The 18,971-nt window shown below is 75.5% G+C and carries 17 protein-coding genes; 8 read left to right on the top strand and 9 right to left on the bottom strand.

The window, feature by feature from the left end; all coding sequences use genetic code 11:
- Window positions 1-147: 147 nt before the first annotated feature.
- From GOBS_RS07610 to GOBS_RS07600, 3 genes are read right to left on the bottom strand one after another with little or no spacing between them, the layout of a single operon-like run.
- The gene (locus tag GOBS_RS07610) at window positions 148-612 is read right to left on the bottom strand and encodes a DUF5130 family protein (RefSeq protein ID WP_012947711.1); all 465 of its coding nucleotides are present in this window, start codon (window positions 610-612) and stop codon (window positions 148-150) included.
- A 51-nt stretch (window positions 613-663) separates the two neighbouring features.
- Window positions 664-1,062 (bottom strand): aa3-type cytochrome oxidase subunit CtaJ, encoded by a 399-nt coding sequence (gene ctaJ, locus GOBS_RS07605; RefSeq protein ID WP_012947710.1) that lies wholly within the window; start codon window positions 1,060-1,062, stop codon window positions 664-666.
- 38 nt (window positions 1,063-1,100) lie between these two features.
- Window positions 1,101-2,534, bottom strand: coding sequence for an amidase (locus tag GOBS_RS07600; protein ID WP_012947709.1), 1,434 nt, complete (start codon window positions 2,532-2,534; stop codon window positions 1,101-1,103).
- Window positions 2,535-2,567: 33 nt separating this feature from the next.
- Here GOBS_RS07600 and kynU point away from each other — a divergent pair, with 33 nt between their 5' ends.
- On the top strand, window positions 2,568-3,839 hold the full coding sequence (gene kynU / locus GOBS_RS07595) for a kynureninase (RefSeq protein ID WP_012947708.1): 1,272 nt from the start codon (window positions 2,568-2,570) through the stop codon (window positions 3,837-3,839).
- 120 nt (window positions 3,840-3,959) lie between these two features.
- Here the strand turns inward: kynU and GOBS_RS07590 are convergent, their stop codons facing one another.
- The 5 genes from GOBS_RS07590 to GOBS_RS07570 form a co-directional block, all read right to left on the bottom strand.
- Window positions 3,960-4,634 carry a class F sortase gene (locus GOBS_RS07590; RefSeq protein WP_012947707.1) on the bottom strand — a complete coding sequence of 225 codons (675 nt, stop codon included), beginning with the start codon at window positions 4,632-4,634 and terminating at the stop codon, window positions 3,960-3,962.
- Window positions 4,625-5,779 (bottom strand): hypothetical protein, encoded by a 1,155-nt coding sequence (locus GOBS_RS07585; RefSeq protein ID WP_012947706.1) that lies wholly within the window; start codon window positions 5,777-5,779, stop codon window positions 4,625-4,627. The genes GOBS_RS07590 and GOBS_RS07585 overlap by 10 nt, the downstream gene beginning before the upstream one ends.
- Before the next feature lie 255 nt (window positions 5,780-6,034).
- Window positions 6,035-7,165, bottom strand: a complete 1,131-nt coding sequence (locus GOBS_RS07580; protein ID WP_012947705.1) for a hypothetical protein — start codon at window positions 7,163-7,165, stop codon at window positions 6,035-6,037.
- 117 nt (window positions 7,166-7,282) lie between these two features.
- Complete coding sequence (locus GOBS_RS07575; protein ID WP_012947704.1) at window positions 7,283-8,146, bottom strand: SCO6745 family protein; 864 nt, start codon at window positions 8,144-8,146, stop codon at window positions 7,283-7,285.
- Between the two features lie 133 nt (window positions 8,147-8,279).
- Window positions 8,280-8,816 carry an HNH endonuclease gene (locus tag GOBS_RS07570; protein ID WP_012947703.1) on the bottom strand — a complete coding sequence of 179 codons (537 nt, stop codon included), beginning with the start codon at window positions 8,814-8,816 and terminating at the stop codon, window positions 8,280-8,282.
- Between the two features lie 214 nt (window positions 8,817-9,030).
- Between GOBS_RS07570 and GOBS_RS07565 the strand changes: the two genes are divergently transcribed.
- The 6 genes from GOBS_RS07565 (at window position 9,031) to GOBS_RS07540 (ending at window position 17,367) form a co-directional block, all read left to right on the top strand.
- The gene (locus tag GOBS_RS07565; protein WP_166487327.1) at window positions 9,031-11,100 is read left to right on the top strand and encodes a prolyl oligopeptidase family serine peptidase; all 2,070 of its coding nucleotides are present in this window, start codon (window positions 9,031-9,033) and stop codon (window positions 11,098-11,100) included.
- 70 nt (window positions 11,101-11,170) lie between these two features.
- The gene (locus GOBS_RS07560; protein WP_012947701.1) at window positions 11,171-12,181 is read left to right on the top strand and encodes a mechanosensitive ion channel family protein; all 1,011 of its coding nucleotides are present in this window, start codon (window positions 11,171-11,173) and stop codon (window positions 12,179-12,181) included.
- On the top strand, window positions 12,067-13,494 hold the full coding sequence (locus tag GOBS_RS07555) for an MFS transporter (RefSeq protein WP_243697664.1): 1,428 nt from the start codon (window positions 12,067-12,069) through the stop codon (window positions 13,492-13,494). The genes GOBS_RS07560 and GOBS_RS07555 overlap by 115 nt, the downstream gene beginning before the upstream one ends.
- The gene (locus GOBS_RS07550) at window positions 13,491-13,880 is read left to right on the top strand and encodes a globin (RefSeq protein WP_012947699.1); all 390 of its coding nucleotides are present in this window, start codon (window positions 13,491-13,493) and stop codon (window positions 13,878-13,880) included. Before GOBS_RS07555 ends, GOBS_RS07550 begins: the two co-directional genes overlap by 4 nt.
- A gap of 48 nt (window positions 13,881-13,928) precedes the next feature.
- Window positions 13,929-15,527, top strand: coding sequence for a glycoside hydrolase family 13 protein (locus tag GOBS_RS07545; protein WP_012947698.1), 1,599 nt, complete (start codon window positions 13,929-13,931; stop codon window positions 15,525-15,527).
- Between the two features lie 304 nt (window positions 15,528-15,831).
- Entirely contained in the window at window positions 15,832-17,367 is a 1,536-nt protein-coding gene (locus GOBS_RS07540) for an ATP-binding cassette domain-containing protein (RefSeq protein WP_012947697.1), read from the top strand.
- 106 nt (window positions 17,368-17,473) lie between these two features.
- Here the strand turns inward: GOBS_RS07540 and GOBS_RS07535 are convergent, their stop codons facing one another.
- Window positions 17,474-17,842 carry a hypothetical protein gene (locus tag GOBS_RS07535; RefSeq protein ID WP_012947696.1) on the bottom strand — a complete coding sequence of 123 codons (369 nt, stop codon included), beginning with the start codon at window positions 17,840-17,842 and terminating at the stop codon, window positions 17,474-17,476.
- 562 nt (window positions 17,843-18,404) lie between these two features.
- Here GOBS_RS07535 and GOBS_RS07530 point away from each other — a divergent pair.
- Window positions 18,405-18,971 carry a biotin transporter BioY gene (locus GOBS_RS07530; RefSeq protein WP_012947695.1) on the top strand — a complete coding sequence of 189 codons (567 nt, stop codon included), beginning with the start codon at window positions 18,405-18,407 and terminating at the stop codon, window positions 18,969-18,971.

The raw sequence follows: 18,971 nt of genomic DNA, 5'->3' as shown, positions 1-18,971 counted from the left end.
CCCGGCGACAGCCCACTGCTGGACGCGGGAGGCCCAGGACCTGATGGGTCCTGGGCCTCCCGCGGTGAGGACCCCCTGCGGGGCCCCGCGGCTCCGTCCCGGGACCCATCCTGAGCTCGCGAAGGGTGGGGAGGACGGGCTCCTGCTTCAGTGCGTGCGCAGCCCCCGCGGGTGCCCCGCCTGGTCCGACAGCTGGCGCAGCCCGTTGACGATGCCGCCCACCAGGTCGCCGGAGGCGAAGGCGTTGGTCATCGACAGCACGGCCAGTGCGCAGGCCCGGTCAGGCAGCCGGCGTGCCGCCGCGGCGCCGGTGACGACCTCGACGACCCGCTGCCCGGGCGAGACGGCGATCAGCACCGACTCAGGCAGGTCGCGCCCGGAGCGCTCGAAGAGCTCCTCGGCCCGGGCGCGGGTCTGGGCGCCGAGGTCACCGATGTAGAGGGTGAAGCGCAACCCGGTCTCCCGGGAGGACATGGTCAGCGCCTCGTCGAGGCGCAGCAGCTCCTGGTAGCTGAAGATCGTGTCGGGGGCCTCGGCCTCGTCGGCGCGGGTCGGCATGGTGCCGGCGGACGTCGCCGTGTCGTGCGACGTGGTCTGCAGGACGCGGGTCACTTCCGGCCTCCGGAGGGGTGCTGAGGGGTGCTGGGATGAGCGGTCACGCCGTCACCAGGTCCCGCGGGCGCCGCCGAAGGGGCGGGCGGCCGCCGCGGCCGACGGCCCGGCGTTCAGGGCGCGCGCACTGGTGGCGCCGTGCGAGTCGCCCCCGCCGTGCCCGCCGGACTGACCGGGAGCACCCGGGCCGTGCTGCTCCGGGTACATGGACGAGCCCAGCGCCGTGGTCCCGTCACCGGGGACACCGGCCGGGCCGTGCGCCTCGGTGGGGCCGTGGCCACCGCCACCCACCGGGTGCGGCTCGTACCAGACCGGCTCGTGCTCCCAGGGCTGCCCGGGCTTGTAGCGCGTCTTCTTCGGACGCCCGGGGACGAGGGTCAGCAGGGCCAGGACGGCCACCACGGCCAGCGGGGCCACCGCGTAGACGAGGATGGTCTCGACGACGGTCACGCCCCCCAACCTACCGGCAGCCCCCGCCGCTCTCCTGGTCAGTCCCAGGACGGCGGGTGCCGGTGTCGCCAGGGGCGGGCGGCCTCCAGCTGGGCGGCCAGCGCGACCAGCGTGACCTCGTCGGCCGGGCGCCCGACCAGCATCGTCCCGACCGGCAGCCCGTCGGGGGTCCAGTACAGCGGGACGCTCACCGCGGGGTGGCCCGTCACGTTGAAGACCGCGGTGAAGGCGGCGTACCGCTTCTGCCGCTCGAAGTCCGCTGCGCCGTCCCCGTCGGCGTCGAACCAGCCCAGCGGCCGCGGCGTCATCGTGGTGACCGGCGCGAGCAGCACGTCGTATCCGGCCGTGGCGGTGGTGAAGCGGCGGGCGAACAGCCGCAGCGCGGTGAGCGCCTCCATCGCCTCCCGTGCCGAGAGCGCCAGGCCGCGCGCCCGCAGCTCGCGGGTGAGCGGCCGCAGCTCGCCCACCCGCTCCGGCGGCACCGGCAGCAGCGTGCCCGAGAGGGTCCAGACCCGCTCGAAGGCGCCCAGGACGTCGGCGCCGAGCAGCCCGGACGGCACGTCCTCGACCTCGTGGCCGAGCTCCTCGAGCAGCCGGGCGGCGTCGTCGAACGCCGTCTGCACCTCCGGCTCCAGGCCGGCGTCTGCCATAGGCGACTCCAGGTGCCGGCCGATCCGCAGCCGGCCCGGCGGGCGGTCGGCCGCGCCGAGGAAGGTCTCCCCCGGCGGCAGCGGCGGCGCCCAGGCCGGGTCGCCGATCACCGGCCCCGCCATCGCGTCGAGCAGTGCAGCGGCGTCGCGGACGGTGCGCGCGAGCGGACCGTTGGTGCCCAGCCCCGTGACGTCGCTGCCGAAGGGCGCGTTGCTCACCCGGCCGCGGCTGGGCTTGAGGCCCACCAGCCCGTTGACGCTCGCCGGGATGCGGATCGACCCGCCGCCGTCGCTGCCCTGCGCGACCGGCAGCATCCCGGCGGCGACCGCGACCGCCGCTCCCCCGCTGGAGCCGCCGGCCAGCCGGGTCGGGTCCCACGGGCAGCGGGCCGGGCCCACCAGCTCGTTGTCGGTGTAGCAGGGGAACCCGAACTCAGGAGTGCTCGTCTTGCCGACGCTGATCGTCCCGGCGTCGGCCAGGCGGGTGACCACCGCGTCGTCGACGGTGGGCACGTTCTCGGCGAGGACGGTGCTGCCGAACGTCGTCCGGACGCCGGCGGTGTTGTTGAGGTCCTTGATCGCCGTCGGCACCCCGTGGAGCGGGGGCAGCTCGCCACCCCCGCGGACCCGGCGCTCGGCGCGGCGGGCCGCGGTCAGGGCGCGCTCGGGGGTCACGGTGAGGAAGGCGCCGAGCCCCGGGTCGAGGTCCTCGATCCGGCGCAGCACGTGCTCGACGAGTTCGACCGGGCTGACCTCCCCCGCCCGGACGGCGGCGGCCTGCTCGAGCGCGGTCAGGTCGTGCAGCTGCGTCCCCGGGGTCACGGCTGGCGACCGTAACCGGGTAGACAGCTCGGTGTGGACCTGACCCGGGCCGCTGCCGAGGCCCTCGACGCCGCCGACCCGCTGGCCGGCTTCCGCGCGCGGTTCGCCGGCGCCGGGGACGATGCCTCCGACCCGACCCGCCCGCTCTACCTGGACGGCAACTCACTGGGCCGGATGCCGGTGGAGACACCCGCTGCGCTCGCGCGGGTGGTCGAGGAGGAGTGGGCGCGGGGCCTGGTGCGCTCGTGGTCGTCGTGGATCGGCGCCGCCACCCGGGTGGGCGACCTCCTCGCCGAGGGCGTGCTCGGCGCCCGGCCCGGCGAGGTCCTGGTGGCCGACTCGACGACGGTCGACCTCTACAAGCTGCTGGTGGCCGCCGCCGACGCCCGGCCCGGCCGCGACGTGCTGGTCTGCGTCGCCGACGACTTCCCCACCGACCGCTACGTCGTCGCCGGGGTCGCGCAGGCCCGCGGTATGACGGTGCGCGAGGTGCCGGCTGACATCGACCAGGGGCTGGACCCGGCGGTGCTGGCCGCGGCGCTGGACGAGCGGGTCGCCGTCGTCGTGCTGTCGGCGGTCGCCTACCGGTCCGGGGCGCTCGCCGACGTCGCCGCCGTCACGGCGACGGCGCGGGAGGCCGGGGGCCTGGTGCTGTGGGACCTCTCCCACGCCGCAGGCGCGGTGCCGGTCGACCTCACGGCGAACGGCGCGGACCTCGCCGTCGGGTGCACCTACAAGTACCTGAACGGCGGGCCGGGCGCGCCGGCCTTCCTCTACGTGCGCCGCGAGCTGCAGGAGCAGCTGCGGCAGCCGATCTGGGGCTGGTTCGGCCAGCGCGACCAGTTCGCCATGGGTCCGGCCTACGACCCGGCGCCGGGGATCGAGCGCTTCGCCGTCGGGACGCCGCCGGTGCTCGCCACGGTGGCGGTGGAGGTCGGCGCCCGGCTGGTGGCCGAAGCCGGGGTCGAGCGGCTGGCGGTCAAGGGCCGGGCACTCGGCGAACTCGTCGTCGCCCTCGCCGACGCGTGGCTGGCACCGCACGGGGTGGCGCTGGCCTCGCCCCGGGACCCGGCGCGCCGCGGCTCGCACGTGACCCTCGCCCACCCCGACGCCTGGCAGCTCACCCAGGCGCTGGTCGACCGCGGCGTGGTCCCCGACTTCCGGACCCCGGACCGGGTGCGCCTCGGCCCGGCGCCGCTCTACACCCGCTTCGTCGACGTCTGGGACGCGATGGACTGCTTCCGCGAGGTGCTGGCGAGCGGGGCGCACGAGGGGTACCCCACCGTGCGCGCCCGCGTCACCTGAAGAAGGACCCCGCTGCCCCCCACCGCTCGTCGAAGGACGCCGTCCGTCCCACCCCTCGCAAGCTCGCGGTGAGCCTCTGGACGGGGCCAGCGGGACCCCGCAAGGGGCCCGGGTCCTTTCTCAGGACTCGGCGAAGACGACGAGGTTCTCGGTCGAGGCCCGGCCACCACCACGCTGGAAGCAGGTGATGAGCACCAGCCGCCCGGGCGAGGACTCCCACACCTCGGTGGCCCGGGGCAGCTCGCCCTTGGCGTACCGCTGGGTCCGCTCGACGGTGTAGTCGACCGTGCCCTGCAGGGTGCTCACCTCGATGACGTCGCCGGCCTCCAGGGTGCTGCCGCCCCCGTCGGACTCCATCAGCGGGTCGAAGCCGTACTCGCCGGTGCCGGTCGAGTGCGCTGCGAGGTACAGCGTGTTGTCCGCCTGCTCGGCCGCGCCTACTGGATCCCCGTAGGGCTGGATCCAGTAGGCCGCGGTGAGCGTCGGCGGGTTGATCGTGCCGTTGCGCGGGGTCAGCGGCAGCACCGGCAGGTCCATGCCTAGCGCGTCCACGGTCACGTGCACGTCGGACGAGGGCGTGGGCAGGGCGACCCCCTCGGGCGGCAGCGTGGGCTGCGCCTCCTCCACGGAGGGCGGGGCCGCGGTGGCCGCAGCCACCGGGTCCGGGGACCCGGTGGCTGCGGCCAGCTGCTCGCCGTCGGCCAGGCCGACGGCGAGCACCGTGCCCCCGGCGAAGCCGAGCGCGAGGACCGCCCCGGCGGCGGCGGTGCGCCGACTCGGTCGGGTCAGGCGCACGTGCCACCCTCGGCCGCCGGACGACGACGGGTACGGGCGACGGCGACGCCACCCACGCCCGCGAGGACGAGCATCCCGGCACCCGCGGCGACCGCGACGGTCCCGGCGGAGCCGGTCTCGACGACCTCGACGCCGGTGTTGGAGCGGAGACCCGCGTTGACGACGGCGGGCGCGGCCGAGGTGGTCGGCGCCGCGGCCGGCGGGACGACCGGCGCGGCCTCCTCGGCGATCACGGTGATCTCGACGTTGAGCTCCGAGGTGGCGCCGGAGGGGGTCTGCTGCGCGACCACGAGGAAGTAGGCGCCGGGGGCGGTGTCGGCCGGGATGACGACCGACGCCGTCGAGCCGTTGACCTGGGCGGTGAGCTCCACCGGGGCGGCACCGGTCGGGAAGCCGCGGTTGTCGAGCTCCTCCAGGCCGACCAGCACACCGGTGAGGTCGCTGAGGCCGAGCTCGCGCAGGACGGAGCTCGCGGTCAGGTCGAGCGTGACGGCCGAGCCGACGGTCACCGGGGTCGGGAAGGGGCATCGATCGCCTGTGGTGACCCCACAGGGGACCTGGGAGTAGGCCACCAGCTCCGGGGTCACGGTCTGCGCGGCGGGAGCACCAGGATCGCCCGTGGGGACGAACCCGAGCTCGTAGTAGACGGGGTCGTAGAAGGTGAGCGCCGGGCCGAGGGTGTCGGTGATCGGCTCGACGGTCAGCGTGGCGTCGTCACCTGCGATCGGGTCGTCAGCCGGCAGGGTGACCGTGACACTGCCGGCGGTGGCGGCCACGGCCAGGTCGCTGGAGTCATAGGTCGCGTCCGGGGAACCGTTGCCGTCCTCGTCGGCGAAGACCAGCTGGACGTCCACGGCACCCGAGCCGTCGAGCTCCGCGGGCAGGTCCACGGTGATCGAGCCGCTGTACTGCACCGGCACGGGGGTGAAGGCGCCGGCGTCCGGGTCCGCCATCGGGTCCATGGCGCCGCCGACGTTCTCGACCGGGAAGGCAGTCAGCGCGACCTCGGACGGCTCGAGGGGGATGACGACCCCGGTGGCGGCACCCGCGGTGGGAGCGATCCCGACGAGCAGGACGGCGGAGCCCACACCGGTGAGGGCGAGGCGCTGCACCTGCCGCCGGCGGTTCTGCGTGGAGCTGGACATGAGAGGGCACCTTCCGGCGACCGCAGCGCCCCATCGGCGCTGGCTGCGGCGGGAACGTAACGTCACCGGTCAGTTCACCTGAGTACAGGACACGCGACGCGGGTCACATGGGGCCGGTGTGACCAGAGTGTGACTTGCTACGCCCGATCCGTCAGCAGCTCTTGCCCATCAGGGCACGAGGCGCCACGGCACTGACTGTCAGGCCTGCACAAATGAACGACCAGAGCGTTGTCGGTCTCGCCAGGCCACCAGACCTCAGACCCCCGGCGTCCCGTCGCCCGACACCGAGCCGCGCCGCGTGCGGACGACGACGGCCCCCACGCCCGCGAGGAACAGCAGGCCGGCACCCGTGGCTACCGCGCTCGTGCGGGTGGAGCTCCCCTCGAGGGCCTCGGCGCCGGTGTTGGAGAGCAGCCCGGCGTTGGTCGTGGGCGGAGCCGGCGGGACGACGGCCGGGGCAGGCTGCGCGGCCAGCACCCGGAGCTCCAGGGTGGAGATGGTGACGGGGTCGCCGGAGGCCGGGTCCCCCAGCAGCATCGAGAGGTAGTACCGCCCAGCCCCGAGCCCCCCGGGCAGGGCCACCGTGGCGTCCCACGGGCCGGCCGGGGACCAATGCGCCGGGTCGTCGCTGAGCAGGAGCGGCTCGGCGGCGCCGCCGGTGAGGTCCACCAACGACACCTCCGCGTCCTGCAGGGTGCCGTGGCCCAGGGTCTGCAGCTCCGAGGTGGGCGGGACGGTGACGGCGAACGGGCTGCCGGCCGTGACCGTCGCGCCGGCGCAGTGGGTCGCCGCCGTGGGGTCGCAGGACTGGTCGGCGACCACCGTCACCTGCGGGGAGAGCTCGGCGGTGCCGGGAGCGGCGCTGTCGAGCTCGAGGTAGTAGGTGTCGGCATGGACGTCGAAGCCGTCCTCGGACGTCACACCCGAGAGCAGGAGCGCGCCGATCGGCCCGTTGGCCGGGTCCTCGGCCGGGAGGGAGATGCCGAACCGCCCGGGGCCCAGGTCGCTCACCACGAGCCCGTCGGGTCCGGGGGTGGCCGTGGACAGGACGCGCGTGGCGGACCCGCCGATCTCGGGGCTCAGCTCTAGACGAGCACCTAGGCCGGCGGCGTCAAGCCCCTCCGGGAGCTGGAGCACGACGTCGCCCTCCCAGGCCACGGGAACCGCGGTGATCGACTCCGCCGGAGCGGCCGCGCTGCCGGCGTTCTCGGCCGCCTCGAGGACGATCGCGACGTCGGTCGGGTCCAGCGGGATCGTCACCGCCTCCGCGGCCCCGGCCGTCCCGGCACCGAGGACCGTCGAGCCCAGCACCGCCAGGCCGAGGGCGCCGGTGCGGACGACGAGCCGGCGGCGCGCGGCCGCCCGGGTGGGGACGAGCGGGGTCATCGGGGTACCTCTCGGAACGGGGCGCGCCGGCCGCGCCGTCCGGGGGAACCTAAGGTGATCGCAACATCACGTTGCGCAGCAACACGTCGATCCGTGACCCGTGTGGCCAGAGCGTCCTCAGTCCGGGTCGGGGACGCCGATCGGGTTGGCCTCCGGCCAGGCGCCCGCTGCGACGACGGCGCGACGCACCGGCGCGAGCAGCTCGGCCAGCCGGTCGCACCGCCGGTCGCCCAGTGCCTGCCACGGAGCCAGCGCCAGCCGGTCGGTGTCGGCCTCCACCGCGGCGACGATCGCGCCGCCCTCCGCGGTGAGCTCCTCGCCGGCCAGCCAGCCGCGGCCGGCGAGCTCCTCGGCGGCGGTCGTCCACGCGTCGTCGTCCCACCCGCGGGCGCGGACCAGCCACTCGCGCGCCGTCCGGCCGGCCGCGGCGGCCAGCACGTGTGCGCCGACGCCGGAGATACCCCGCTGCAGCAGCGCGGCGTTGTGCCCGTCGCCGCGGTGCTCCCGCAGCGTGGTCAGCGACTGCCAGACGGCCAGGTGCGGCTCCGCGGGCACGGGCAGCCCGGCGTTCGCCGCCGCCAGCGGCCGGCCGGGGGCGTCCACCGCCGCCGCTGCCGCCGTGAGCAGCTCGGCGGCCTCCGCCGCTGCTGCAGAGGCCGGCCACTCCTCCCCCAGCGTCCGGCGCACCGCGGCGTCCACCCCGGCCAGCCGCGCGGCCAGCACCGACGCGGGATCGGCCACCTGCCACACCTCCGGCACGCGGCCGGCCACGAACGCGGGCGCGAAGTTGTAGAAGGTGGCCGTCACGACCTCGGCCCCGACCGGGCCCAGCGGCGCAGCCCGCATGGCGAAGTAGCCGCGCCAGAAGCCACGCAGCCCGGTCTCCTCTATGGCCGTCCGGCACTCGTCGGCGAAGTAGGTGAGCGCGTGATAGGGCTCACCCAGCGCCCACAGCCGCCGCGCCGTCGCCGGCGAGGTCACCGCCCCGGCCCCCTGCAGGGCCCCGCCGCGAGCCTCGACCGGCCCCCCTGCAGGGTCCCGCCGCGAGGCTGCGAGTGGCGGGGGGCAGGGGGGTCCCTGAAGGGGGGCAGGGGGTCCTTCGAGGGGTCCTCTCTCACGCCGACACGCTCTCCGGCATGCCCAGCCACTCCCGCCAGCGCGGGTCGACGGTGCGCGCGCCGAGCAGCCGCCAGGCCGCGCCGCTGGGGGTCCGCGGCGGGTGCGGCAGCTTCCAGCCGAGCTCGGCCAGCGACCGGTCGGCCTTGGTGTGGTTGCACCGCCGGCAGGCCGCCACGACGTTGTCCCAGGTGTGCGTGCCGCCGCGGCTGCGCGGGACGACGTGGTCGATGCTCGTGGCCGAGCTCCCGCAGTAGACGCAGGTCGAGGCGTCGCGGTGGAACACCGCCCGCCGGGAGAGCGGCACCTGCGCCGGATAGGGCACGCGGACGTAGCGGGTCAGGCGCACCACCACCGGAACGGGCAGGACCACCGTCTCGGCGTGCACCTCCTCGGGCGCGTTGTGCACCGAGACCGCCTTGTCGGCGAGCACGAGCACGATCGCGCGGCGGCTGGAGACGACGCACAGCGGCTCGAAGGTGGCGTTGAGCAACAGCGTCGCGGCGGCGGTGGACCGCGCCGGGACAGGTGTCATCGGGTGGGAGTGGTGGTCGCGCCGCGGACCTGGATGGCCTGCGGACGACCCGGACGCAGTACGCGGCACGGGGCACCTCCGGCGCCCGGGGCCGCGCGCCGGGTGCAGTGCGACCCGTGGGCGCCCCATTCTGACCTGCGAACCCGCTCCCGCGCTCCCGGGATGCCTCTGGCGGGCTCCGGGAGCCTCTCCGGCCGTCACTACCGTGGGCCGGGTGCGCTACCCCGAGGCCCCCCGGCTCGACCTGGTCGAGCACCTGCACGGACACGTCGTCGCCGACCCCTACCGCTGGCTGGAGGACCCGGCCGACCCGCGGACGGCGTCCTGGACCACGGCCCAGGACGAGCTGACCGGGGAGGCGATGGCCGCCCTGCCGCTGCGCGACCGCTTCGCCGCGCGGCTGGCCGAACTGGTCCACGCCGGCGCCGTCGGTGTCCCGGTGTGGCGTGCCGGCCGGGCCTTCTCCACCCGGCGCGACCCCGGCCAGGAGCACGCGGTGCTGCGGGTGCGCGAGGCCGACGGCACCGAGCGGGTGCTGCTCGACCCGATGGCGGTCGACCCCGCGGGCACCACGACGCTGGACGCCTGGTCGCCGTCCTGGGAGGGCGACCGGCTGGCCTACCAGCTCTCCACCGGCGGCGACGAGGAGTCGCGGCTGTACGTGCTCGACGTCGCCACCGGCGAGCAGCTCGACGGGCCGATCGACCGCTGCCGCTACTCCCCCGTCGCCTGGCTGCCCGGCGGCGAGGAGCTGTTCTACGTCCGCCGCCTGGCGCCGGAGCTGGTGCCCGCTGACGAGGAGCAGTTCCACCGGCGGGTCTGGCGCCACCGGGTGGGCACCGACGCCGACGGCGACGTCCTGGTGCACGGCGAGGGCAGCGACCCGGCCACCTACTTCGGCGCCCGCACCAGCCGCGACGGCCGCTGGCTCGTCGTCTCCGCCTCCGTGGGCACCGCGCCGCGCGACGACGTCTGGCTGGCCGACCTCGCTCGGGACGGCGCCCTGCGAGAGCTCCAGGTCGGCGTCGACGCGCAGACCGCGGCCTGGGTGGCCCGCGACGGCCGGCTGTGGCTGATGAGCGACCGCGGCACCCCGCGCTGGCGGCTCGCCGTGGCCGACCCGGCCGACCCGGCCACCTGGGCACCGGAGGCCTGGCGCGACGTCGTCCCGCAGTCCGACGACGGCGTGCTCACCGACGTGGCCCTCGTCGACGGCCCGGACGGCGGCCTGCAGGTGCTCGCCGTGCACTCGGTGGACGCCACCGACCGGCTGTCGGTCTGGGCCGCCGACGGGTCCGGGCGGCAGGCCGAGGTGACCGCCCTGCGCGCCGGCAGCGTGTCCGGGGTCAGCGCGCCACCGGAGGGCGGGAGCACCGCGTGGGTCGGCTTCACCGACCACTCGACCCCGCCGTCGGTGCTGCGCTGGGACGCCGCCGAGCCCGCACGGCTGGAGATCTGGGAGCAGGCGCCGGTCGCCGGGGACGTCCCGGAGGTCCGGGTCGTCGAGACCCACGCGACCTCCGCCGACGGGACGCCGGTGCACCTCTTCGTGGTCTCGCGGACCGGGGCACCGGACCGGCCGCGCCCCACCGTGCTGTACGGGTACGGCGGCTTCAACGTCGCCCTCACCCCGGGGTACTCGGCGCAGGCGCTGGCCTGGGTCGAGGCCGGCGGCGTGTGGGCGGTGGCCAACCTGCGCGGCGGCTCCGAGCACGGCGAGGAGTGGCACCGCGCGGGCATGCGGGAGCGCAAGCAGAACGTCTTCGACGACTTCGCCGCCGCCGGGGAGCACCTGGTCGCCGAGGGGTGGACGACGCACCCGCAGCTGGCGGTGATGGGCGGCTCCAACGGCGGCCTGCTGGTGGGCGCGGCGCTCACCCAGCGCCCCGGCCTCGCCGCCGCCGTCGTCTGCAGCGCGCCGCTGCTGGACATGGTCCGCTACGAGCGCTTCGGCCTGGGCCGCACCTGGAACGACGAGTACGGCACCGCGGAGGACCCCACCGAGCTGGGCTGGCTGCTGGGCTACTCGCCGTACCACCGCGTGGTGGACGGCACGGCCTACCCGGCGGTGCTGTTCACGACCTTCGAGTCCGACACCCGGGTCGACCCGCTGCACGCGCGCAAGCTGGCCGCGGCGCTGCAGCACGCGACGTCGTCCGACGCCCCGGTCCTGCTGCGGCGGGAGACCTCCGTGGGGCACGGCGCCCGGGCGGTCAGCCGGACCGTCGGCCTGGCCGCCGACCAGCTGGCCTTCCTCGCCGCGCACACCGGCCTGACCGGCTGACCCGGATCCGTGTGCCGCGCCACGCGCGCGCACCTGGGGTTGCCTTCCCGCACCTGAGAGTATCGGCGTGATGACTGCTTCACCGTCCGTGATCGCCGCCGCAGACGGCGGCACCGGCTCCATGCCCGACTGCGCCGACTACTGGCTCTGCCAGCAGGTCTACGACTGGTCGGGGACCGACTGGCTGGCGGAGAACGCCCAGACGCTGATCGCCACGCCGGCGCGGATCCTGCTGATCGTCGTCGTCGCCGTCCTGGTGCGGTACCTGGCACACCGGGCGATCCGCCGGCTGACCGACCACACCACCGGCAGCCCGGTCCCCTCGATCCTGCGGGCCCGCCGGCTGCGCGCCGCCGCCGTGGGGGACGGCGCGGACCAGGTCGCCGCCCGGCGCACCCAGCGGGCCGAGGCCATCGGGTCGGTGCTGCGCAGCTGCGCCTCGATCGTGGTGCTGGGCATCGCGGTGGTGCTGGTGCTCGGCGAGCTGGGCATCAACCTGGCGCCGATCCTGGCCAGCGCCGGGGTGGTCGGCGTCGCGCTGGGCTTCGGCGCGCAGAACCTGGTCAAGGACTTCATCGCCGGGATCGGGATCATCCTCGAGGACCAGTACGGCGTCGGTGACGTCGTCGACCTCGGCGAGGCCAGCGGCACGGTGGAGGCGGTCGGCCTGCGGATCACCCGCGTGCGCGACGTCAACGGCGTGGTCTGGTACGCCCGCAACGGCGAGATCCTGCGGGTCGGCAACAAGAGCCAGGGCTACGCCCAGGTGGTCATCGACATGCCGGTCGCCCACGACACCGACCTCGAGCGCTGCCGGGCGGTGATGCAGGAGGTGGCCGACGCGCTGTACGCCGAGGACGAGTGGGTCGGGGTTCTGCTGTCCGAGCCGGAGTCCCTCGGGGTCGAGCAGATCACCTCCGAGGGCGTGTTCATGCGCCTGCAGGTCCGCACCACCAACGCCGACCAGTGGCGGGTCGGCCGCGAGCTGCGCATGCGGCTCAAGGAGCGGTTCGTCGCCGAGGGCATCCGCACGCCCCTGCCGCTGCTGTCCGCGGCCGGCGCTCCGGCGGGGGCCCGCTGAGCGGCAGCGCGCCGGCCGGCGGCAGCCCGGCCGGCGCAGCCCCCCGCCCGGCGACCTTCCGCGGGCTGTTCGCCGTCCGCGAGTTCCGGCCGCTGTTCGGCACCTACCTGCTGTCGACCATCGGTGACGAGCTGGCCCGCGTCGCGCTGACCGTGCTGGTCTACCAGCGCACCGACTCGCCGCTGCTGTCGGCGGTGACCTTCGCGATCAGCTACCTGCCGTGGCTGCTGGGCGGGCCGCTGCTGTCCACCCTCGCCGACCGGCTCCCCCGGCACCGGGTGCTCATCGCCAGCGACACCGCGCGGGCCCTGCTGGTCGCCCTCATGGCGGTCCCCGGGACGCCGCTGCCGGTGCTGCTGGGCCTGCTGTTCGTCGTGGCGGTGTGCGGACCGCCGTTCGAGTCCGCCCGGTCGGCGCTCATGGCCGACGTCCTCGACGGGGACCGGTACGCGCTGGCGACGTCCCTGACCAACGTCGGCTCCCAGGTGGCCCAGGTCCTCGGGTTCGTGCTGGGCGGCACGCTGGTCGCCGTGCTCGACCCGTCGGCGGCGCTGCTGCTCGACGCGGCCACCTTCGCCGTCTCCGCCGTCTGGCTGTGGGCCCGGCTGCAGCGCCGCCCGGCCCCGGACGACGGCGGCGAGGCCGAGGGCCCCCGCTCGATGTGGCGGGACGCCGCCGAGGGGCTGCGGCTGATCGGCCGGACGCCCAGGCTGCGCGCGATCATCTCCGTCACCTGGGTGGGCACCCTCTTCGCCAACGCCCCGGAGGGCATCGCCGCACCGCTGGTCGAGCAGCTCGGCCAGGGCGCGACCCAGATCGGCGTCCTGCTCGCGGCCAACCCCGCCGGGGTCACCGTGGGCGGGCTGCTCGTCGCCCGCGGGCTCACCCAGCAGCGCCGCGAGCAGCTGGTGCCGCACCTCGTCGTCCTGTCGCTGGCCCCGATCCTGGTGGCCGGGCTGGTCACCGTGTGGGGGGCTCCGGGCCAGGGCGCCTACGCGACCGTCGTCGCGCTGATGTTCGTCGCCGGGCTGGGAGCGGCCTGGACGATCCCGCTCAACGTCGCCTTCGTGCAGGCCGTGCCGCAGGCCTACCGGGGCCGCGCCTTCGGGGTCGCGGTCAGCGGGCTGTACGGCGTGCAGGGCATCGGCGTGCTCGCCGCCGGTGCCGCGGCCGAGGGGATCGCGCCCGGCGGCGTGGTGGCCCTGGCCGGCGGGGTGGGGCTGCTGGCCGTCCTCCCGCCGCTCGTGAGCTACGTGCGTACCCAGGGTCACGTGGCACCGGCCTCGCCCGCTGCGGGACGATCGAGGGCATGAGCCGATCCCTGCCGTCGGCGCGGACCTTCTACGAGGAGGTCGGCGGCGCATCCACCTTCTCCCGGCTCGTGACCCGCTTCTACGCCGGCGTGCGCACCGACCCGCTGCTCGCTCCGCTGTACCCGCAGGACGACTGGGCGGGCGCCGAGGCCCGGCTGCGCACCTTCCTCGAGCAGTACTGGGGTGGCCCGACCACCTACTCCGACGCGCGCGGTCACCCACGGCTGCGCATGCGCCACGCGCCCTTCGCCATCGGTCCCGCCGAGCGCGACGCGTGGCTGCGCCACATGCGCGACGCCGTCGACTCCCTGGAACTGACCCCCGAGCAGGACGCGAGGCTGTGGGGGTACATGGAGATGGCCGCGCACAGCATGCAGAACCGCTGAAGGACCCCGTCCTCCTCACCACCCGCACACCCCACCCCGAGGAGACCGGTGAGCCCGGTAGAAGGACCCCCTGCAGCCCGGTTCCGCCGCACGGACGTCGACTGGTGGCGCGACGCGGTCTTCTACCAGGTCTACATCCGCAGCTTCGCCGACGGGAACGGTGACGGCGTCGGCGACCTGGCCGGCATCCGCGCCCGGCTGCCGCACCTGGCCACGCTCGGCGTCGACGCGCTGTGGATCACGCCGTTCTACCCCTCGCCCATGGCCGACCACGGCTACGACGTCGCCGACCCGCGCGACGTGGAGCCGGTCTTCGGCGACCTCGCCGAGTTCGACGCGCTGCTGGGCGAGGCGCACGCGCTCGGCATCCGGGTGACCGTCGACCTGGTGCCCAACCACACCTCCGACCGGCACGCCTGGTTCCGGGCCGCACTGGCCGCCGGCCCCGGGTCGCCGGAGCGGGCCCGCTACCTGTTCCGCGACGGCCGCGGCCCCGACGGCGCCGAGCCGCCGAACAACTGGCCCTCGGTCTTCGGCGGACCGGCCTGGACCCGGGTCGACGACGGCCAGTGGTACCTGCACGTCTTCGCGCCCGAGCAGCCCGACCTGGACTTCACCTCCCCCGAGGTGCTCGCCGACCTCGAGACCACGATGCGGTTCTGGCTCGACCGCGGGGTCGACGGCTTCCGCATCGACGTCGCGCACGGCATGGCCAAGCCGGCGGACCTGCCGGACATGGAGCCGATGGAGGACACCGGCCTGCTCGACGACCACGGCCCCGGCGACCACCGGTTCGACAACGACGAAGTGCACGACGTGCACCGGCGGGTCCGCGCCGTCCTCGACCGGTACCCCGGGACCATGGCCGTCGGTGAGGTCTGGGTCTCCGACGACGACCGGCTGGCGCAGTACCTGCGCCCGGACGAACTGCAGCTGGCCTTCAACTTCAAGCTGCTGACCGCCGGCTGGGACGTCGAGGAGCTGCGCGACGCCGTCGTCCACTCGCTGGCCACCGTGGCCGGCACGCCGGCGCCGGCCTGCTGGGTGCTGTCCAACCACGACCGCCCGCGGCACGTCACCCGCTACGGCGGCGGCGAGCAGGGCACCCGGCGGGCCCGGGCCGCGGCGCTGCTGCAGCTGGCCCTGCCCGGCGCGGCCTACCTCTACAACGGCGACGAGCTCGGCATGCCCGACGTCGACCTGCCCGACGAGGTGCTGCAGGACCCGATCTGGGAGCGGTCCGGGCGCACCGAGCGCGGGCGCGACGCCTGCCGCGTCCCGGTGCCGTGGTCGGGCACCGAGCCCTCGTACGGCTTCTCGGCGAGTGCCGGGACGTGGCTGCCGATGCCGGAGGGCTGGGGACCGCTGACCGCCGAGGTGCAGGCCGGCGACCCCGGTTCGGTGCTGTCCCTGTACCGAGCGGCGCTCGCGCTGCGGCGGACCTCGCCCGCCTTCGCCGGGGAGGGGCTCGACTGGGTGCCTGCCCCCGGCGGGTGCCTCGCGTTCCGGCGTCCCGGCGGGCTGGTGTGCCTGCTGAACCTCTCCGGCGCTCCGGTGCCGCTGCCGGAGGGGCGGGTGCTGCTGGCCAGCGCCGGGACGAGCGGCGGCGCGCTGCCCTCCGACGCGGCGGTCTGGCTGCAGGCGTGACGGACCTCCCTGCCCCCCGCCGCTGGTAGGAGGACCCCGTCCTCCCCACCCCTTCGCAGGAGAAGGACCCCGTCCTCCTCACCGCTCGCAGGCTCGCGGCGAGCCTCTGGACGGGGCCTGGGGCCCGGGGCGGGCCGGCGGGACCCTGCAGGGAGGCCACCCACACCCTCCGGGGGCCGCCCCGACAGGCGCCGCCCCCCGCGGTGGGTAGCATCCAGGTGGTGACACAGCGTCGCGGGGGACGCTGACGGCTCGGTCCCCGACCCCGGGGTCGAGATCCTGTTCGGGGGAGGCCGGCCCGCCCATGGCGCTGCTGCAGGTCGAGGGCCTGAAGAAGTCCTTCGGGGCGCGGCGCGTCCTGCAGGGCGTCTCCTTCAGCGTCGCGGAGGGCGAGATCGTCGGGCTCGTCGGCAGCAACGGCGCGGGCAAGTCGACCCTCGGGGACGTCCTGGCCGGCATCACCGCGGCCGACGCCGGCCAGATGACGCTGCAGGGACACCCCTACGCGCCGCTGTCGGCGGACGACGCCCGGCACCTCGGCGTCGGCGTGGTCGAGCAGCTCGTCCAGATCGACCCCGGGCTCACCATCGCGCAGGCGGTCTTCCGCGGCACGCCGCAGGCCGGACGCCCGCAGGCGGAGCTGCGCGAGCGGGCGCGGGCGCTGCTCACCGAGGCCACCCTCGACGTCGACCCCGACACCCTCGTCGGGGAGCTGCCGCACTTCGTGCACGGCCTGGTGGAGATCGCGCGGGTGCTCGCCGAGGACACCCGGCTCGTCGTGCTCGACGAGGTGTCGGCCGCGCTGCTGCCCGTGGAGGTCACCCGACTGCACGCCGTCGCCGGCCGGCTGAGCCGGCAGGGCCGCGGCGTCCTCTACATCAGCCACCGGCTGCCGGAGATGCTCGCGCTGGTCGACCGCGTGCTGGTGCTGCGCGACGGCGTGATCGCCCTGGACAGCCCGGCGGAGGACCTGGACCCGGTCCGGCTGGCCGCGGAGACCGTGGGTGAGCCGATATCGCTGCCCGCGCCACGGGTGGCCTCGGCCCCGGCGCGGTCCGGGCGCGACGACGTCCCGGCGCGGGCCCCGACCCGGCCGGCCCCTTCCGAGGCGGACGTGGCGCTGCGGGTCCGCAACCTGCGGGTGCCCGGCCGGGTGCAGGGGGTCGACCTGCTGCTGCGCCAGGGCGAGGTGGTCGGGCTGACCGGGCACCGCTCCTCCGGCGTCCAGGAGATCGCCGGCGCCCTGACCGGGGAGCTGCCGGCGCTCAGTGACGAGCTCGTGCTGCACGGCGAGCGGCGGTCGCTGGACTCGTCGGCGGACGAGGCGGCGCTGCGGCTGCCCGCCTACCGTCCCGACGAGGACGCCTACGGGGTCGACCCCGGCGAGACCATCGCCCGGACGCTGACCCGGGAGCCCTGGGGCGCTCTCACCGACGTCCGCAGCGAGATCGCCTCCCTGCGCGGTGTGATCAAGACCGTGCACCGGCTCGACGTCAAGACGCTGAGCATCCGCACCGTCGTGGGGGCCCTGTCCGGCGGGGACCGGCACAAGCTCGCGCTGGCCCGCTGGATGGCCTCGGCACAGGACGTCGTCGTGCTGCACGAGCCCACCCGGGGCCTGGACGTGCGGGCCCGCCAGCAGGTGCGCCAGCTGCTCGACGAGGCCACGGCGCACGGGACGTCGGTCGTCGTGGTGTCGGTGGACCCCGAGGAGCTGGCCGAGTGCTGCGACCGCGTCGGCATCGTGGCCGGCGGCCGCGTCGCCCGGTGGATCGACACCCGCGAGCTCGCCGTCGACGCCGTGCGGGCGCGGATCGTCGAGGCCGCCACCGCCGCCTGAGGGAGCACCTCACCGAGCGGCACTGCGCCCGGTGAGGTGCTCGAACGGCCCCGCGTCAGGGGCCCGTCCCGAGCTCGCGAGGGATGGGGGGACGCGGGGTCCTTCTTCAGACGCTCACGGTGGCCGCGACGGCGCGGAGCTTGTGGCGCGCCAGCGCCAGGTTCGCGGTGACGCGGTTGAGCACGAGGTAGATGAACAGGCCCGCGTTGCCCTGGCCCTTGAGCACGTTGATCAGGTGGTACTGGTTCTGCAGCGTGATCAGGATGTCCTCGACCTCGTCCTTCAGCTCGAGGTCCTGGATGGTGCGCAGCTTCGCGCGGACCACGTTCGAGTTCCCGGCGGCCGCGACGTTGAGGTCGAACCCGGGGGTGCCGCCGGCCGCGAGGGCCATGCCGCTGTCGATGTCGACGATCGCGGCGCCGTTGGCGCCCTCGATCGCAAGCAGGTCGGCGATGACGTTGTCGAGCTGTGCCACGGATGGGACTCCTGTCGTCTCGAGGGGAAGACGCAGCGGGGTGCTGCGGTCCGGGTCGCGAGGTGACCCGGATCGACCGGACGGACCGGACGCCTGGGGGTGCGCGGTGTCCCCGGGCGGCGGCGGTGCCGCCCGGGCGCGCGTCGCACCGGCCGGAGCGCGGTGCGCAGCCGTCCCGTCGACGGCGGGAGGCGCATCGGGCGGCGCCGTCCGCGCGGGCCGGTGCCCCGTGTCGGGCACCTGGTCCGGGTCCTGCGGACGCTCCGGGGGGAGCTCGTGCGGCGCGGGACGTCCCCACGACCACAGCGACGCCCACCACCCGGTTGCCATGCCTCTGGTTCCGCCTTCGCCGAGGGGCTCAGGAAGCCCAGACAACACGTCCCCGGCAGGCCGGGCAAACCGGCGGGCGTCTCTGCAGGTGAGCACGCAGACACCGACCGCGAGCAGTTCCCTGGGAACCAGTGACCGCTCGCTCACCCGCGCCTCTCGGCCGCTCGCCGTCCTCCGGTACCTTCCGCCGGGAGCCGCGCGGGTGTTCCGCGCACCCCGGGAGGAGCGCGTCGTGAAGACCAGGGACCTCGCCTACATCGCGCTGTTCGCCGCGATCGTGGCCGTGCTCGGCCAGCTGCCGGCGGTCCCGGTACCGGGCATCCCGGTGCCGATCACCGCGCAGACGCTCGGCGTGATGCTGGCCGGATCGGTGCTGGGCGCCAAGCGCGGTGGGCTGGCGCTGCTGCTCTTCCTGGCCGTGGTGGCGGTGGGCGCCCCCCTGCTGGCCAGTGGGAGTGGTGGCCTGGGCGTCTTCGTCGGCCCGACCGCCGGATACCTGTACAGCTGGCCGGTCGCCGCCTTCGTCATCGGCTGGCTCACCGAGCGGTTCTGGCGGCGGTTCAACCTGGCCTGGGCACTGGTGGCCAACCTGCTCGGCGGCATCGTGGTCATCTACGCCATCGGCATCCCGTTCACCAGCCTCTACGCCGACATCCCGCTGTCGGTCTCGGCCACGGGCTCGTTGGCCTTCATCCCCGGTGACGTGGTCAAGGCGGTCGCCGCCTCCGTGGTCGCCGTGGCGGTGCGCCGCGCCTACCCGGTGATCGAGCTGCCGGGCCGGCGCGCGACCGCGGGCTGA

This window comes from Geodermatophilus obscurus DSM 43160 (assembly GCF_000025345.1).
GTDB classification, from domain to species: Bacteria; Actinomycetota; Actinomycetes; order Mycobacteriales; family Geodermatophilaceae; genus Geodermatophilus; species Geodermatophilus obscurus.
Note: the sequence above shows the minus strand (reverse complement) of the source record. Positions and strands in the feature narration are given on the sequence as shown.

Excerpts from the sequence above, each read along its gene's own strand:
- GOBS_RS07585 (WP_012947706.1), bottom strand. The coding sequence starts at position 5,779 with ATGTCCAGCTCCACGCAGAACCGCCGGCGGCAGGTGCAGCGCCTCGCC.
- GOBS_RS07580 (WP_012947705.1), bottom strand. The coding sequence starts at position 7,165 with ATGACCCCGCTCGTCCCCACCCGGGCGGCCGCGCGCCGCCGGCTCGTC.
- GOBS_RS07570 (WP_012947703.1), bottom strand. The coding sequence starts at position 8,816 with ATGACACCTGTCCCGGCGCGGTCCACCGCCGCCGCGACGCTGTTGCTC.
- GOBS_RS07560 (WP_012947701.1), top strand. The coding sequence starts at position 11,171 with ATGACTGCTTCACCGTCCGTGATCGCCGCCGCAGACGGCGGCACCGGC.
- GOBS_RS07550 (WP_012947699.1), top strand. The coding sequence starts at position 13,491 with ATGAGCCGATCCCTGCCGTCGGCGCGGACCTTCTACGAGGAGGTCGGC.
- GOBS_RS07540 (WP_012947697.1), top strand. The coding sequence starts at position 15,832 with ATGGCGCTGCTGCAGGTCGAGGGCCTGAAGAAGTCCTTCGGGGCGCGG.